Origin of the sequence: Streptomyces sp. NPDC048370, assembly GCF_043200825.1 — a bacterium.
GTDB lineage: Bacteria > Actinomycetota > Actinomycetes > Streptomycetales > Streptomycetaceae > Streptomyces.
Window position 1 is genome coordinate 149,201 of record NZ_JBICYI010000013.1, and the last position, 15,557, is coordinate 164,757.

At 71.5% G+C, this 15,557-nt stretch carries 13 protein-coding genes; 3 read left to right on the forward strand and 10 right to left on the reverse strand.

What is annotated here, in order from left to right; translation table 11 throughout:
• The first annotated feature begins 27 nt into the window (after nucleotides 1-27).
• Together ACGFYP_RS26350 and ACGFYP_RS26355 are read left to right on the forward strand one after the other, a co-directional pair.
• Nucleotides 28-606 carry a phosphoesterase gene (locus ACGFYP_RS26350; RefSeq protein ID WP_393498244.1) on the forward strand — a complete coding sequence of 193 codons (579 nt, stop codon included), beginning with the start codon at nucleotides 28-30 and terminating at the stop codon, nucleotides 604-606.
• Nucleotides 603-2,177 (forward strand): alkaline phosphatase D family protein, encoded by a 1,575-nt coding sequence (locus ACGFYP_RS26355; protein ID WP_393498247.1) that lies wholly within the window; start codon nucleotides 603-605, stop codon nucleotides 2,175-2,177. The genes ACGFYP_RS26350 and ACGFYP_RS26355 overlap by 4 nt, the downstream gene beginning before the upstream one ends.
• A 73-nt stretch (nucleotides 2,178-2,250) precedes the next feature.
• On the opposite strand, the gene ACGFYP_RS26360 is transcribed toward ACGFYP_RS26355, so the two are convergent.
• The 4 genes from ACGFYP_RS26360 to ACGFYP_RS26375 all read right to left on the reverse strand — a co-directional run bounded on the left by ACGFYP_RS26360 (nucleotide 2,251) and on the right by ACGFYP_RS26375 (nucleotide 6,293).
• Entirely contained in the window at nucleotides 2,251-4,518 is a 2,268-nt protein-coding gene (locus ACGFYP_RS26360) for a hypothetical protein (protein ID WP_393498250.1), read from the reverse strand.
• A 185-nt stretch (nucleotides 4,519-4,703) separates the two neighbouring features.
• Complete coding sequence (locus ACGFYP_RS26365) at nucleotides 4,704-5,042, reverse strand: DUF6113 family protein (RefSeq protein ID WP_393498253.1); 339 nt, start codon at nucleotides 5,040-5,042, stop codon at nucleotides 4,704-4,706.
• A complete protein-coding gene (mshB, locus tag ACGFYP_RS26370; protein WP_393498256.1) occupies nucleotides 5,042-5,986 on the reverse strand; it encodes an N-acetyl-1-D-myo-inositol-2-amino-2-deoxy-alpha-D-glucopyranoside deacetylase in 945 nt (314 codons plus the stop codon). Before mshB ends, ACGFYP_RS26365 begins: the two co-directional genes overlap by 1 nt.
• A gap of 112 nt (nucleotides 5,987-6,098) precedes the next feature.
• Nucleotides 6,099-6,293 (reverse strand): hypothetical protein, encoded by a 195-nt coding sequence (locus tag ACGFYP_RS26375; RefSeq protein ID WP_137993529.1) that lies wholly within the window; start codon nucleotides 6,291-6,293, stop codon nucleotides 6,099-6,101.
• 174 nt (nucleotides 6,294-6,467) lie between these two features.
• On the opposite strand from ACGFYP_RS26375, the gene ACGFYP_RS26380 reads away from it, so the two are divergent.
• Nucleotides 6,468-8,618 carry a prolyl oligopeptidase family serine peptidase gene (locus tag ACGFYP_RS26380; RefSeq protein WP_393498260.1) on the forward strand — a complete coding sequence of 717 codons (2,151 nt, stop codon included), beginning with the start codon at nucleotides 6,468-6,470 and terminating at the stop codon, nucleotides 8,616-8,618.
• A 44-nt stretch (nucleotides 8,619-8,662) separates the two neighbouring features.
• On the opposite strand, the gene ACGFYP_RS26385 is transcribed toward ACGFYP_RS26380, so the two are convergent.
• From ACGFYP_RS26385 to ACGFYP_RS26410, 6 genes are all read right to left on the reverse strand, one after another.
• Nucleotides 8,663-9,583: a hypothetical protein gene (locus ACGFYP_RS26385; protein WP_393498264.1), complete on the reverse strand. Its 921-nt coding sequence runs from the start codon at nucleotides 9,581-9,583 to the stop codon at nucleotides 8,663-8,665.
• A 212-nt stretch (nucleotides 9,584-9,795) separates the two neighbouring features.
• Entirely contained in the window at nucleotides 9,796-10,908 is a 1,113-nt protein-coding gene (locus ACGFYP_RS26390) for an ABC transporter ATP-binding protein (RefSeq protein WP_393498267.1), read from the reverse strand.
• Complete coding sequence (locus ACGFYP_RS26395; protein ID WP_393498270.1) at nucleotides 10,901-11,875, reverse strand: ABC transporter ATP-binding protein; 975 nt, start codon at nucleotides 11,873-11,875, stop codon at nucleotides 10,901-10,903. The genes ACGFYP_RS26390 and ACGFYP_RS26395 overlap by 8 nt, the downstream gene beginning before the upstream one ends.
• Before the next feature lie 6 nt (nucleotides 11,876-11,881).
• Nucleotides 11,882-12,868, reverse strand: a complete 987-nt coding sequence (locus tag ACGFYP_RS26400; RefSeq protein WP_361965740.1) for an ABC transporter permease — start codon at nucleotides 12,866-12,868, stop codon at nucleotides 11,882-11,884.
• Nucleotides 12,861-13,784 (reverse strand): ABC transporter permease, encoded by a 924-nt coding sequence (locus ACGFYP_RS26405; RefSeq protein ID WP_393498274.1) that lies wholly within the window; start codon nucleotides 13,782-13,784, stop codon nucleotides 12,861-12,863. The genes ACGFYP_RS26400 and ACGFYP_RS26405 overlap by 8 nt, the downstream gene beginning before the upstream one ends.
• Nucleotides 13,785-13,866: 82 nt before the next feature.
• Nucleotides 13,867-15,492, reverse strand: a complete 1,626-nt coding sequence (locus tag ACGFYP_RS26410; protein ID WP_393498277.1) for an ABC transporter substrate-binding protein — start codon at nucleotides 15,490-15,492, stop codon at nucleotides 13,867-13,869.
• Nucleotides 15,493-15,557: the final 65 nt, after the last annotated feature.

Below are 15,557 nucleotides of genomic sequence, written 5' to 3' on the forward strand. Positions count from 1 at the left end.
GAACAGCGCTTGATCGAGGAGGCTCGAGTGAATCTCGTAGTCAACGGCGACGCGGAGAGCGGACCCGGCGGGTCCGCCGACCCGGTCGCCGCAGTGACCGGCTGGGTGGTGCCCGAGGGGGCGCCCGCGCTCATCGCGTACAGCCTGGGGAACGGCTACCCCGCGCCCGCCGACCCCGGGCCCGCCAACCGTGGCACCCGGTTCTTCTCCGGCGGCAACAGCCCCCGTACCGCGCTCGTCCAGGACATCGCCCTGCCGGTGAACGGCACCACGGGGTGGCGGCACATCGACGCCGGGCGGGTGAGCTACACGCTCGCCGGCTGGCTGGGCGGCTACGCGACGCAGGAGGACGGCGCCCGGCTGTCCGTGGAGTTCCGGAACGCCCAGGGGACCCCGGTCGCCCTGTCCGTGCTCGGCCCGGTGACGGCCACCGAGCGGCTGTCCCGCACCGCGCTCCTTGAGCGCACCGCCACCGCGCGCGTGCCGCGCACGGCCCGCTCCGCGCGCGTGCTGCTCGTCTTCACCCGAAGCGGCGGCGGTACGTCCAACGACGGGTACGCCGACGCCATATCGCTCACGCTGCACGCCACGGGGGGAAGCAAGTGACCAGGCTCAACCGACGCGATCTCCTCAAGGCCGCCGGAGCCGCCGGCGCCCTGAACCTCGTCTGGCCGCTCTCCGCCGGTCTTTCGCCCGCGCAGGCCATGGAGGCCGCCCAGGCGCTCGGCGCCGAGTACGACTCGGCGCCGTTCACCCTCGGCGTCGCCTCCGGCGACCCGCAGCCGAACAGCGTCGTGCTGTGGACGCGGCTCGCCCCCGAGCCGCTGGCCGCCGAGCAGAAGCTGAGCGAGATCGTCGAGGTCGAGTGGTTCGTCTCCACCGACCCGCAGCTGCGGACCATCGTCGCCAGCGGCTCCGTGCCCGCCTCCGCGACGCTCGGCCACAGCGTCCACGTCCCGGTCTCCGGGCTGCGTCCTGGCATCCACTACTGGTACGCCTTCAAGGCCCTGGGCAAGCGGAGCCGGATCGGCCGTACGAAGACCGCGCCCGTCGGCGACATCGCGTCGGTCCGCTTCGCCGCCGCCAACTGCCAGGCGTTCCACGACGGTTTCTACGCGGCCCACCGGGGCATCGCCCGCGAGAACGTCGACTTCGTCGTCCACCTCGGCGACTACATCTACGAGCACGGTCAGGTCGGCGGCGTCCCCGCCGACCACGTCCGCGACCACGAGGGCCCCGGGATCATCACGGTCGCCGACTACCGCCGCCGGCACGCCCTCTACAAGGGCGACGCCTCCCTGCGCGAGGCGCACGCGGCCCACCCGTGGTTCCTGACCTGGGACGACCACGAGGTCGTCAACGACTACTCCGGTACGGGCGGCGGCGCGCCGTTCATGCAGCGGCGGGCGGCCGCGTACCAGGCCTGGTACGAGAACATGCCGCACCGCGACGGCAGCGCCGGGACCATGGCCGCGCTGCCGGACCCGGAGATCCACCGGGTGCGCCGCTGGGGCAACCTGCTGGAGCTGAGCGTCCTCGACCTGCGCTCGTACCGCTCCGCGCAGAACCTCTCCGACGGCACGATCCTCGGCGCCGGGCAGAAGAGCTGGCTGAAGAAGAACATCGACGGCGCTCCCGACACCTGGCACGTCTGGGCCAACTCGATCATGCTCAGCCAGCTGCGCGGCCGTCCCGGCGGCTCGTACATGTTCACCGACCAGTGGGACGGCTTCCTCGCCGAGCGCAAGGAGGTCCTCGGCCATGTGCACAGCGCCGGCATGGAGGACCTGGTCGTCATCACGGGCGACTGGCACTCGGCCTTCGTCGACGACATCCGGCCCGACTTCGACGACGTCTCTTCGCCCGTCATCGGTACGGAGTTCACGGCGCACTCGGTGACCTCGGGGGCGTACTCGGCGAGCTGGAACGCCACGAACGGGCCGGTCATGGGCGCGGCCAACCCGCACCTGAAGTACTTCGAGGGCAACCGCTACGGCTACGACGTCTACGAGGTCACCCCGGAGCGCTTCAGCGCCCACATGCGGGTGATCGGCGACCGCCGCGACCCGGCGTCCCCCGTCACGACGCTGACCACCTTCCACGTCGACCGCGGGAAGGCGGGCTCGTACGAGGACCCGGCGACGAAGGGCTCGCCGGCGCAGTACCGCCGCGACTGACCCGTCGGGGGGTATGACGAGGGGCCCGTCCCGCCGGTCGTGACCGGTGGGACGGGCCCCTTCCTCGCTGTGCTCAGCCCTGGCCGGTGAGGTCGATCGTCTTCGTCCGCTCGGCCGTCGTTTTTCCGAGGAGCGCGTCGCGCATGACGAAGGCGACGTCGTCGGCGGAGACCTGGTGCTTCTTGCCGTCGGCCTTGGTGATCATGACGCCGTCGAAGACCCCGTCGAGGAGCCTGTCGATCGCCTTCTTGTCGTAGACCTCGACCAGGCGGCCGTTGACGGCCTTCATGGAGAGGATCTGCGGGAGCGAGCGCGCCGGGCCGAACTTGATCTCCTTCGCACCCGCCTTGATCACGATCGCGTCGGACATCGCGGGCCGGGCGAACTCCTTCATCGCCCGGTCCAGCTCGGCCTTGGTGATCGAAGGCTGGCGGGTGACGACGGGCAGCTCGACGGTCTTGGCCTTGCCCGTCTCCACCTGGGCGCGGAACGCGTCCTTGACGAAGATCATCGAACGGCCGACGTCCAGGCCCTTGCCCGGCTTGCCCTCGACGGCGGTGACCTTGTTGGGAGCGAACGTGATCGTGCCCTCGGTGGCCGAGCCGGAGACACCGGCCACGTCCCGCAGGGCGACGGCCAGCTTCTCCTCGTCGACCGGGAGCTTCGGCTGGGCGACGCGCTCGCCGCCGAAGAGGGAGCCGATCACGGAGACGGGGTTGTAGTCGCTGCCCGCCGCCGCGCGGACGGTCTCCTGGCTGTCCAGGGCGAGACCGGCCTTGTCCGGGGAGAGCTCGACCGTCTTCCCGCCGACGCTGAGCTTCAGCGGGGCGTGGGCGCGCTTGCCGAGGGCGGTCTCCAGCTTGTTGACCCCCTCCTCCTTCGTACCGCCGCCGATGTCCACGCCGAGGACGGTCGTGCCCTTGGGGACGTCGGAGTGGTTGAGGAGCAGCCCCGCGCCATAGGCGACGCCGGCCAGGCCGAAGACGCCGGCACCGACGAGGACCAGCTTGGAGCGGCCCTTCTTCTGCGGGGCGGAGGAGCGCGCCGGGGAGGCGGCGGGGGCGGGGGACGAGGGTGCGGGGCGCGGCTCGGCGGGGGCGCCGCCGACGTACTCGGGGGTCGAGAAGCCGCGGTCCGGGAGGCGGGGCGTCAGGTCCGGGCCCGAGGGGACGACCGGGATGCCGCTGGTGAGCGTGTCCCCGGAGACATGGCCGCCGGGCGGCTGCGGTTGGCCGGGGGCGGCCGGGGAGCCGGGGCCGGGGCCCTGGGGCGTCAGGACGGCGGTGTCGTCGGACATCCGCGGTGTTCCCCCGAAGGGGTCACCGACCGCCAGCGGGTTGCCGGCCATGGGGCCGAGGCCCGCCAGGGGGTTGCCCGCGACGGGGCCACCACCCATGGTGCCGCCGCCCATGGTGCCGCCGCCCATGGTGCCGCCGCCCATAGGACCGGTGCCCAGCGTGCTGTTGCCGGTCATCGGGCCCGTGGTCGGGCCGTTGGGGCCGTTGGGGCCGTTCGGGCGCGTCGGGGCTCCGGGGCCGGGGCCCTGCGGGGCGCCCTGGGCGTAGGGGTCGCCGTCGGGGCCGTACGCGGCCTCGTCCTGCGGCGGGGTGGAGAGGAACATCGGCGTACCGGACGCGGGCGTGGCCGAGATCGACGCGCCGCCGACCCTCGGGATGCCGCCCGTCGCGGGACCGGCGAAACCGGAGCCGCGCGTCGCGCCCGTGGCCGGGGGCCGTACACCCTGCGGAGGCGTACGTCCGGGACCGGAGGCGCCGGGACGCGCCCCGCCAGGACCGGCAGCGGGGCCCGGGCCCGGCTCGGAGAGCTGGGACAGGCCCGACTTCGCCGCCGGGGCGGCAGGAGGCGCGGAGGGAGCCGGGGCGGCGGGCGCCTCGGGCGTGGCCGGCTTGCGCGGGGCGAACCAGTCGCTCGTCGGCTTGTCCTCGGCCTTGGGCGGCTCCGCCTGAGCCGGCTCCGGAGCGGCCGGAGGCTCCGGCGCGGGGGCCGGTGCCGGCGCCTCGGGGGCCGGGGCGGGCGCGGAGTCCGCGGCGGAGTCGCCGACCGGCTTGCGGACGACCACGGGCGGGATCGGCCGCGAACCCGGGATGTTGATCCGGATGCGGGTGGTCAGCGTGGTCTCGGTCTTCGGCTCCTCCGGCTGCGGAGGAGCGGGCGGCGCGCCTGCGGCACCGGCCGTCTCGTCGGACCCGTCCTGCGTGGGGTGGAGCGACGGATACTGGCGGGATCCGTACGGCGGCGTGCCCGACGGGTACGCGGCTCCACCGCGCCCCTGGGCGCCGGAGGACGAACTGTCAGTCTCTCGACCAGTTTCACGACTCAAAGCAGGTTCTCCCGGTTGGCTCCACCGCCCGCTCTTGCTGGTGCTCGTGTACCCGGGCGGCTCGGCGGCGCGCACCACCATACTGGCCGTCGCCGACAGGCACCCGACGGCAGGGGATCCAGTACGGGGCAATCCGGCCGAAGTCCGGGCACCCCTTCACCGAAGCTCCCCCCAAGTCACGCTGTTCACGCGGCCGGTCGGACGAGCCGCGACATCGTGGCACAGATCACAGCGATCGCCATGCCGCCGAGCAGGAAGATCATCTCGGCCGCGCCGCCTCCGAAGACCCCGTCGCCTTCCGGGCGTCCGAGGCTGAGCAGCACGATGGCGACGAGCCAGCCCGCCCCGGGGGCCACGACGCCGAGCTGGGTGTCGGTGGCCCGCAGCCCGCCGTAGAAGACGGCGGCGGTGGCGAGGAGGGCGAGGATCAACCCGCCGGGGAACCAGGCGTTTTGGACGATGGAGCCCGCGATGCCGACGAGGGCTCCGAGCACGACAAGGAGGACGTACCAGACGATCCGCATCACGCGCCCCCGTCCCGCTCGGAGTCCTTCACGCGATCCGTCTTCTCGGGGCCCGTCTCGACGCCCGCGAAGAGGTCGGTCTCGCGCGCGCCCTCCGGCGCGCCGGGCGTGCCCCTGACCAACTGGTAGTGCTCCGTGGTGAGGATCGGCTGAGCCAGGTCGTTCGAGAGCGCGAAGAAGGGGCCCTCGACGGCGATTTGGGTGGCGTGGGCGCGCATCGCGGCGGCCTTGCGGGCCGCCCAGGCCGTCCCGCCGTCGATCTCGGCGGTGATCAGGGACTCGTCCACGACTCCCGGTACGTCGTCGATGTCCGCGATGCCGGGGAATCCGCCCCCTTCCTCGGCGCGCAGCCGGGCGAAGGCGGCCTCGGCGAGCGGGCGCGGGACGCGGTTCCAGTAGATCTTCGCGATCGTGTGGGCCGGGCCGAGGTCGGGGCGGTACGCGGCGTCCTCGGCCAGCTCGGCGGCGCGCATGGCGACGCGGTGGGCCTGGATGTGGTCGGGGTGGCCGTAGCCGCCGTCGGGGTCGTAGGTGACCATGACCTGCGGGCGGGTCTCGCGGACGATCTCGACGAGGTACGCGGCGGCGGTGTCGACGTCCGTGTTCCAGAAGGCGTTCTCGCGCCGGTTCTGCTCGACGCCCATCATCCCGGAGTCGCGGAAGCGGCCGGGGCCGCCGAGGAAGCGGTGGTCGGTGACGCCCAGCTCCTTCATCGCGTCGGCCAGCTCGCCGACGCGATGGGGCCCGAGCCGGTCCTCCCGGTCGGGCGCGAGATGGGCGAGGGCGGGCGGAATGACCTCGCCCTCCTCGCCGAGCGTGCAGGTCACGAGCGTGACCTGGGCACCCTCGGCCGCGTACCTGGCCATGGTGGCGCCGTTGTTGATCGACTCGTCGTCGGGGTGCGCGTGCACCAGGAGCAGACGACGGGCTGGGAGAACCGTCATGGCCCCACCCTACGAGGCGGGGCCGGGGATCAGTGTGTCCGGAGGATCACGGCGGATCCCGGGGGATCTCGGCGGATCCCGGCGGACCCCGGCGGATCACCGAGCACGGGGCTCAGAACTTGAGGCCGCCGATCATGCCCGCCACGTTCGTGGTGAGCGTGCTGATGGACGGGGCGATGGACGAGCTCGCGAGATAGAACCCCAGGAGCGCGCAGACCGCCGCATGTCCAGCCTTCAGCCCGGATTTCCGGATCAGCAGGAAGACGACGATCGCCAGCAGCACCACCGCCGAAATCGAGAGTGCCACGGCGGTTCACCTCCACACTTCTTCGGTCGGATATTCGGACGGTCAGGTCGGCGAGCATGTGCCAGATGTCAGATGTCCCCTACCCACCTAGCGCTACGGATCATAACTATGTGTGGCACCGCATTGATGGTGTACGGGGGCATAGAGGGGGCGCACAGCGCTAGTTTCGGTCGCATGACCTCCACGCAACTGCCGTCGCATCCGCTCTCGTTCCCCCGCCAGTACGCCCGGACGCAGCGCTTCACCCTGGGCGTCCCCCGCACGTTCACGGTCTCCCCGGACGGTGAACGTGTGGTGTTCGTCCGCTCGTCTTCCGGTACGGATCGCTCGCACGGGCTGTGGGTCCTCGACCTGGCCCGGGGCGAGGAGCCGCGGGAGCGGCTCGCGGCGGACCCGGAGACGCTCCTCGCGGGCGCGGCCGAGGAGTTGTCGGCGGAGGAGCAGGCGCGGCGGGAGCGGAGCCGCGAGGGTTCGGGCGGGATCGTGGCGTACGCGGTGGACGCGGCCGTGGAGTTGGCCGCTTTCGCACTCTCGGGGCGGCTGTTCGCGGCGGAGCTGCGGGCGGGCACCGCGCGGGAACTCCCGGCGCCAGGACCGGTGATCGACCCCCGGCCCTCGCCGGACGGGCGGCACGTCGCCTATGTGGTGGGCGGCGCGCTGCGGGTGACGGGCGCGGACGGGGAGGGCGACCGGGCGCTCGCGGAGCCGGAGGACGCGCACACGACGTACGGGCTCGCGGAGTTCGTCGCGGCGGAGGAGATGGGCAGGTCGCGGGGGTTCTGGTGGTCGCCGGACTCGGACCGTCTGCTCGTGGCGCGTGCTCATGACCGGCCGGTGCGGCGGTGGTGGATCGCCGATCCCGCGCATCCGGAGCGGGAGCCGCAGGTGGTCCCGTATCCGGCGGCGGGGACGCCGAACGCGGAGGTGCGGCTGTACGTGGTGGATCTGGCCGGGGAGCGCACCGAGGTCGAGTGGGACCGGGAGCGGTATCCGTATCTGGCCCGGGTGCACTGGTCGGCGGACGGGGCTCCGCTGCTGCTCGTGCAGGCGCGTGACCAGCGGACGCAGCTGCATCTGGCGGTGGACCCGGCGACCGGGGCGACGCGGACGGTGCACGCGGACGAGGACCCGGTGTGGCTCGAGCTGCTGCCGGGGGTGCCGGCGTGGGCCCCGGGTGGGCGGCTCGTGCGGATCGCCGACGAGGGGGGCGCGCGGGTGCTCGCGGTCGGGGACCGGGCGTTGACGGGGGCGGCGCTGCAGCTGCGCGCGGTCCTGGACATCGGGGAGGACGACGTCCTGGTCTCGGCCTCCGCGGGCGAGGAGCGGGCGGAGCCCGAGACCGGTGAGATCCACGTGTACCGGGTCGGCGAGCGGGGTGTGGAGCGGGTCTCGGAGGGGGTGGGGGTCCACTCGGCGGCGCGCGGCGGCGGGGTGACGGTCCTCGTCTCGGCCCGGCCGGACGCGCCGGGGAGCGTGGCGCGGGTGCTGCGGGACGGCGAGCAGGTGGCGGTGGTCGCCTCGTACGCGGAGGCGCCGGTCCTTTCGGCGGGTGTGCGGCTCGTCGAGGGGGGCGCACGGCGGATTCCGTGCGCCGTGCTGCTCCCCTCCGGATACGCGGAAGGGGACGGGCCGCTTCCCGTCCTGATGGATCCGTACGGCGGTCCGCACGGCCAGCGGGTGGTCGCCGCACACAATCCGCATCTGACCTCGCAGTGGTTCGCCGACCAGGGCTTCGCCGTGATCGTGGCGGACGGGCGGGGTACGCCGGGCCGGTCGCCCGAGTGGGAGAAGGCGATCAAGAACGATCTGACGCCGACCCTCGACGACCAGGTCGAGGCGCTGCACGCGCTGGCGAAGGACTTCCCGCTCGATCTGGACCGGGTGGCGATCCGGGGCTGGTCGTACGGCGGTTATCTCGCCGCGCTCGGGGTGCTGCGGCGGCCCGACGTCTTCCACGCGGCGGTCGCGGGCGCGCCGGTGACGGACTTCCGGCTCTACGACACCCACTACACCGAGCGGTACCTCGGGACGCCGCAGGAGAGCCCGGAGGTGTACGCGGCGAACTCGCTGGTGACCGACGACGGTCTTTCGGCGCCGGAGAATCCTGCGCGACCGCTGATGATCATCCACGGTCTGGCCGACGACAATGTGGTGGTGGCCCATACGCTCCGGCTCTCCTCGGCGCTGCTCGCGGCCGGGCGGCCCCATGAGGTGCTGCCGCTGACGGGCGTGACCCATATGACCCCGCAGGAGCAGGTGGCGGAGAACCTGCTGCTGCTTCAGGTGGACTTCCTGAAGCGCGCGCTGGGCATGGACCGGCCCTAGGGAGTGTCCGGAAAGTATGGTCGTCCGCCCGAAGGGCGGGGCTCTCACCAGCCCGGCGGGCGGGGGTACGGCGGGGCCGGTGGCAGCGCGGCCACCGGCCGGCGGGGTACGGGGTGGGGCGCGCCGCGCACGGAGGACAGGACGAGCACGGCGGCCCCCGCGAGCAGTCCGTACGCGGAGGTGGCGAGGGCGAGCCGGCCGTCGTCGCCCAGCTCGGCGAGGTGCGCGGCCCACCCGGCCCGTAACGCGGTGGCGACCCCGGCCACCCCCCAGCCCGTCAGGAGCAGCCCCGCGAGGAGGCCGAGGGGCCGGGCGTGCGCGGCGCGGGCGAAGGCGCCGCCCGCGGCCGCGAGGAAGAGGACGGCGAGCATCACGTTCAGCCAGGCAGGCGGGGCCGCGAGCGCGGGCAGGAGGAGCGAGCGGCCACCGGCGAACCGGTCGACGGTCGCCTCGACCGGCAACTCCCGCGCCCAGTACACCTCCCACGCGATCCAGGCGACTCCGGCGACGGCGCACAGGGCCCCGGCCGCGACGGCGGGGCCCCTACGGGGGCGGGCCGGGGGCTCGGGGGCGGGGTCGCGGCCCACGGCCGCCGCGATGACGAGTCCCGCGGCGAGGCCGAGCGTGAGGAGGGTGGTCACGAGCGCGTCGACGCCGGTGGCCCACAGCCCGGGCAGCCGCAGCGCGAGCGTGACGATCCCGGCGGAGGCGAGCGCGGGCGCGGCAAGGGAGGAACGGAGCGCGGCGAGCGCGGTGGCCGCGTAGACGACGAGCAGGAGCGGGTCGAGCAGCGAGGTGGCGGACCTGCTCCGGAGGAGGAAGGCGTGGTCCCCGGCCCAGTACCAGCCGAGGTCGGCGGGTGAGCCGAAGGCCGCGAGGTCCCGCAGCAGCCAGACGACGATGACGAGCGCGAGCGCGCCACACAGCGCGGCGCCGGTGAGACGTGCCGGTCGTGTCACAGTCACGGAGCCGATACTCACCGCTACCACGCGCCGAAACAAGCGGTTCCGCATATTCGACCGGCATGTGGAAGGGATGGGGCGGCCGGCCGGAGCGACATGGCGCGCACCGGCCGGCCTACGGCACCCGCACGGCCGTACGCTGTCGAGCTTGGCGCGTTCGTATATCGGATCCGGGTCGGCCGAGTTGCCTGCTCGTTAACGAATTTGACGCTGTTTCATCCGGAAATGCCCTGGTCCGGCTCCCCCGGCTCCTCGGGCTTCCGCAGCCCCTCCGGCTCCCCCGGCGGCTTCCCCAACTCCTCCTCCGTCGGCACCACGTGCTTCTCCTCCGCGAAGTGGCACGCCGAGTCGTGCTTGGCCGGGGTGTCCGTGAGCCGGAAGACCGCGGGGACCGCCAGCTCCGGGACTTCGAGCGCGCAGCGCTCCTGCGCCTTCCAGCAGCGGGTGCGGAAGCGGCAGCCGGAGGGGATGTTGGCCGGCGAGGGCACGTCGCCGCTGAGGATGATGCGCTCGCGGTGCTCCCGCGCGTCCGGGTCGGGCACCGGGACCGCCGACAACAGCGCCTGGGTGTACGGGTGGGTGGGGTGGTCGTAGATCTGGCTGTCGGTGCCGATCTCGACGATCCGGCCCAGGTACATGACGCCGACGCGGTCGGAGATGTGCCGCACGATCGAGAGGTCGTGGGCGATGAAGACGTACGACAGGCTGAACTCGTTCTGGAGCTTCTCCAGGAGGTTCACGACCTGGGCCTGGACGGAGACGTCGAGGGCCGAGACCGGCTCGTCCGCGACGATGATCTCCGGCTGGAGCGCGAGGCCGCGGGCGATGCCGATGCGCTGCCGCTGGCCGCCCGAGAACTGGTGCGGATAGCGGTTGATGTACTCGGGGTTGAGGCCGACGACGTCCAGGAGGTCCTGGACCTTCCGGCGCCGGTCCCCCTTGGGGGCGACCTCGGGGTGGATCTCGTACGGCTCCCCGATGATGTCGCCGACCGTCATCCGGGGGTTGAGCGAGGTGTACGGGTCCTGGAAGACCATCTGGATGTTGCGGCGAACGGCGCGGAGCGCCTTCGGCGACAGCGTGGTGATGTCGTCGCCCTTGTAGCGGATCGCGCCGGAGGTCGGGCGCTCCAAATTGACCAGCATCTTCGCGACGGTCGACTTGCCGCAGCCGGACTCGCCGACGATGCCGAGGGTCTCCCCCGCCGCCAGGTCGAAGTCGACGCCGTCGACGGCCTTGACCGCGCCGACCTGCTTCTTGAAGACGACGCCCCGGGTGAGCGGGTAGTGCTTGTACAGGTCCCTGACCTGCAGGATCGACTCAGCCACGGAGGGCCTCCTGCCAGAAGTGGCACGCGCTGCGGCGTTCCTCCGACACTTCGTACAACGGCGGCTCGTCGGTGCGGCAGACGTCCCTGGCCAGCGGGCAGCGCGGGTTGAAGGCGCAGCCGGGCGGGATGGCGAGCAGGTTCGGGGGCAGGCCCTTGATCGCGTACAGCTCCTGGCCCTTCTGGTCCAGGCGCGGGATCGAGTCGAGCAGGCCCCGGGTGTAGGGGTGGGCCGGGGCCTTGTAGATCTCGTGGACGGGGGCGGTCTCGACGATCCGGCCCGCGTACATCACGGCGATCTTGTCGGCGACGTCGGCGACGACGCCGAGGTCGTGGGTGATGAGGATGAGGCCCATGTTGAGCTCGCGCTGGAGCTCGGCCAGGAGGTCCATGACCTGGGCCTGGACGGTGACGTCGAGGGCGGTCGTCGGCTCGTCGGCGATGATCAGGTCCGGTTCGAGGGAGAGCGCCATCGCGATCATGATGCGCTGGCGCATGCCGCCGGAGAACTGGTGCGGATACTGCCCGACCCGCTCCTTGGCGGCCGGGATGCGGACCCGGTCCATCAGCTCGATCGCCTTGTTCCGGGAGTCCTTGCGGGACAGCCCCTGGTGGACCTGGAACATCTCGCCGAGCTGGTCACCGACGCTGATCACGGGGTTGAGGGAGGACAAGGCGTCCTGGAAGATCATCGCCATCTTGGCGCCCCGGACCTTGCGCCGCTCCTCCTCCTTGAGCGTGAGCAGGTCGCGGCCCTGGAAGAGGATCTCGCCGTCGGTGATCTTCCCCGGCGGAATGTCGAGGATGCCCATGATGGCCTGGGCGGTGACGGACTTGCCGGAGCCGGACTCCCCCAGGACGGCCAGGGTCTCGCCCGCGTCGACCGAGTAGCTGACCCCGTTGACCGCCTTGGCCACGCCGTCCCTGGTGTGGAACTCCACGTGCAGATCGCGCACTTCGAGCAGCATGGGCGCCTACCTCAGCTTCGGGTCGAGGGCGTCGCGCACCGCGTCGCCGAGCATGATGAACGCGAGCACGGTGATCGCCAGCGCGCCGGCCGGCCAGAGCAGCATGTGCGGGGCGTTGCGGATGTACTGCGAGGCCGAGGAGATGTCGATGCCCCAGGAGACGGTGGGGGGCTTCAGCCCGACGCCGAGGTACGACAGGGTCGCTTCGAGCGAGATGTACGTACCGAGGGCGATGGTCGCCACGACGATGACCGGCGCGACGGCGTTGGGCGCGATGTGGCGGAGCAGCATGCGGGAGTTGGAGGCGCCGAGCGCCCGGGCCGCCTGCACGTAGTCGTTCTGCTTGGCGGTGATGACCGAGCCGCGGGCGATGCGGGAGATCTGCGGCCAGCCGAGCAGCACCATGAAGCCGATGACGGGCCAGATGGTGGCGCTGGTGACGACGGAGAGCAGGACGAGGCCGCCGAGGACGACCGGGATGGCGAAGAAGACGTCGGTGATCCGGGAGAGGACCGCGTCCCAGCCGCCGCCGAAGAAGCCCGCGAGGCCGCCGAGGAGGGAGCCGAGGATCGCGACGCCGAGGGTGGCGAGGACACCGACGGCGACGGAGGTCCTGGCGCCGTAGACCGTACGGGTGTACACGTCGCAGCCCTGGCCGTTGAAGCCGAAGGGGTGGCCGGGCTGGGAGCCCTCCTGCGCCTTGGACAGGTCGCACTGGAGGGGGTCTCCGCTTGCGATCAGGGACGGCCAGATGGAGATGATCACGAGGAAGAGGATGATCAGGCCCGAGACGATGAAGACCGGGTTGCGGCGCAGGTCGTGCCAGGCGTCGGACCAGAGCGAGCGGGGCTTTCCGGCCGGTCCCGTGCCGAGGGGGCCGCCGGGGGTCTTCTCCAGCGAGGCGCCCTCCTCCATGGCGAGGTCCGTGGCGCCACCCGCCCCCGTGTGGTCGATGGCGCGCCCGTCGTCGAACGGCTCAAGGGGCTCAGGCATAGCGGATCCTCGGGTCAAGGACGGCGTACAGGAGGTCGACCAGGAGGTTGGCGAGCAGGAAGACGATGACGAGAACGGTCACGAAGCCGACGACGGTCTGGGTGTTCTGCCGGACGATGCCCTGGTAGAGCTGGTAGCCGACGCCGTGGATGTTGAAGATCCGCTCCGTGACGATCGCGCCGCCCATCAGCGCGCCGATGTCGGCTCCGATGAAGGTCACCACGGGGATGAGGCTGTTGCGCAGCAGGTGGCGGGTGATGACCCGGCGGCGCGGCAGGCCCTTGGCGACGGCGGTACGGACGTAGTCGGCGCGCTTGTTCTCCGCGATCGAGGTCCGGGTGAGCCGGGTGACGTAGGCGAGGGAGACGGAGGCCAGGACGAGGCCGGGGACGATCAGCTCGTCGAAGGTGGCGTCGGAGGAGACCGCGGGCTTGATCCAGCCCCACTTCACGCCGAGGAGGAGCTGGAGCAGCAGACCGGTGACGAAGGTCGGGATCGAGATGACGACCAGGGTCAGCAGCAGCACGGTGGTGTCGACGGGGCGGCCGCGCTTGAGGCCCGTCAGGACGCCGAGGCTGATGCCGATGACGATCTCGAAGAGGATCGCGACGATGGTGAGCCGGATGGTGACGGGGAAGGCGCTGGCCATCAGTTCGGTGACCGGCTGGCCGTTGAAGGCCGTCCCGAAGTCGCCGGTGAAGAGGTTGCCCATGTAGGTCAGGTATTGCTGCCAGACGGGCTTGTCGAGGCCGAACTCCTTCTCCAGCTGGGCGGCGGTCGCCGGATCGCAGGCGCGGTCGCCGCAGAGGCCGGCGATGGGGTCGCCCATCACGTTCACCATCAGGAAGATCAGCAGGGTGGCGCCGATGAAGACCGGGATCATCTGCAGCAGACGCCGGATCACATAACGACCCATGAGGGGCTCCGGGGGTGTGGGGTAGGCGTACGGCCCGGCGCGAGCGAGAACGCCGGGCCGGGCCGTACGCCGACGCGCTGCGTCAGTTGACCTTGATCTGGTCGTAGACCGGGACGCTGAAGGGGTTGAGCAGGACGTTGGAGACGCGGTCCGAGTAGCCGGCACTGCCGTTCTGGTACCAGAGCGGGATCGCGCCCATGTCGTCGCGGAGGATCTCCTCGGCCTGCTGGAAGGTCGAGACGGCCTTGCCGATGTCGGTCTCGGCGTTGGCCTGGTCGACGAGCTTGTCGAACTCGGGGTCCGTGTACTTGCCGTCGTTGGAGGACGCGTTCGTGTAGTACAGCGGCTGCAGGAAGTTCTGGATGAGGGGGTAGTCCATCTGCCAGCCGGCCCGGAAGGGGCCGGGCATCTTCTGCGTGGAGACCTGGCTGCGGTAGTCGGCGAAGGTGCCGATCGGGTTGCCGACGCAGGCCCGGTTGTTGCCCAGCGCGTTGTTGATGGAGTTGCAGACGGCGTCCACCCACTCCTTGTGGGAGCCGGTGTCGGCGTTGTACGAGATCTTCATCGTGCCGCCGGGGATGCCGCCGCCCTCGGCGACCAGCCTCTTCGCGTCTGCCGCGTTGTACTTGCAGAACTCGCCGCAGATGTCCTTGAAGCCGCCCTCCTCGCCGAGGACCGGGGAGGTCCAGTCGACGGCGGGCGTCCGGGTCTTCTGGAAGATCGTGTCGGTGATCTGCTGGCGGTTGATCGCCATGGAGAGGCCCTGGCGGAGCTTCTCCTGGCCGGGCTTGTTCCACGCCGGGTCGTAGAAGGGGAAGCCGAGGGTCTGGATGATGCCGGCCGGCTCGTTGATGTACCGGTCGCCGAGGTCCGCCTGGACGTTCTTGAGCTGGGAGGCGGGCACGTCGTCGACGAGGTCGAGGTTGCCGGCCGTCAGGTCGGTGTAGGCGGTGTTGTTGTCGGTGTAGACCTTGAGGGTCACACCGCCGTTCTGCGCCTTGTCGTCGCCGGGGTAGCCGTCCCAGCGCTTCAGCTCCATCTGGGAGCCCTTGGCGTACGTGTCGACCGTGTACGGGCCGTTGCCGACGGGCTGGTTGAGCCAGGCGGCGTGGTCGTCGAAGAAGGCCTTGGGGAGCGGGGAGAAGGCGGCGTAGCCGAGGGTGTCGGGCCAGGTGGAAAAGACCTGGTTGAGCTTGACCGTGAAGGTCTTGGGGTCGACGACCTTGAGGCCGGACATGGTCTCGGCGGTCGGCTCGCCCTTCGCCGGGTGGACCTGCTCGTAGCCCTCGATCTGGGCGAAGAAGGAGGAGTTCTTCTGGTTGTTCTTCAGATGGGCGCCGTAGTTCCACGCGTCCACGAAGGAGTTGGCGGTGACCGCCTCCCCGTTGGAGAAGGTCCAGCCGTCCTTGACGGTGACGGTGAAGTTCGTGGAGTCGGTGGTCTCGATCTTCTCGGCGAGCATGTCCGTGGCCGCGCCGGTCTTCGGGTCGTACTGCTTGAGCCCCCGGAAGATCATGGAGAGGACCTTGCCGCCCTGGACCTCGTTGGTGTTCGCCGGCTCCAGCGGGTTCTGCGGGTCGCCCCACGAGGAGCTCACGACACCGTCCGCGCCACCACCTCCGCCATCGCCTCCGCCGCCGCAGGCCGTGGCCGTGAGGGCGACGGCTACGGCCACTGCGGCCCACTTGGCGTGCGTGGCTCCGCGCATGAGGTTCCTCCCGAGGATCCTGGTATGTACCGAGAGCCCCAATATCACCCGAGTGCGGGCGGTAT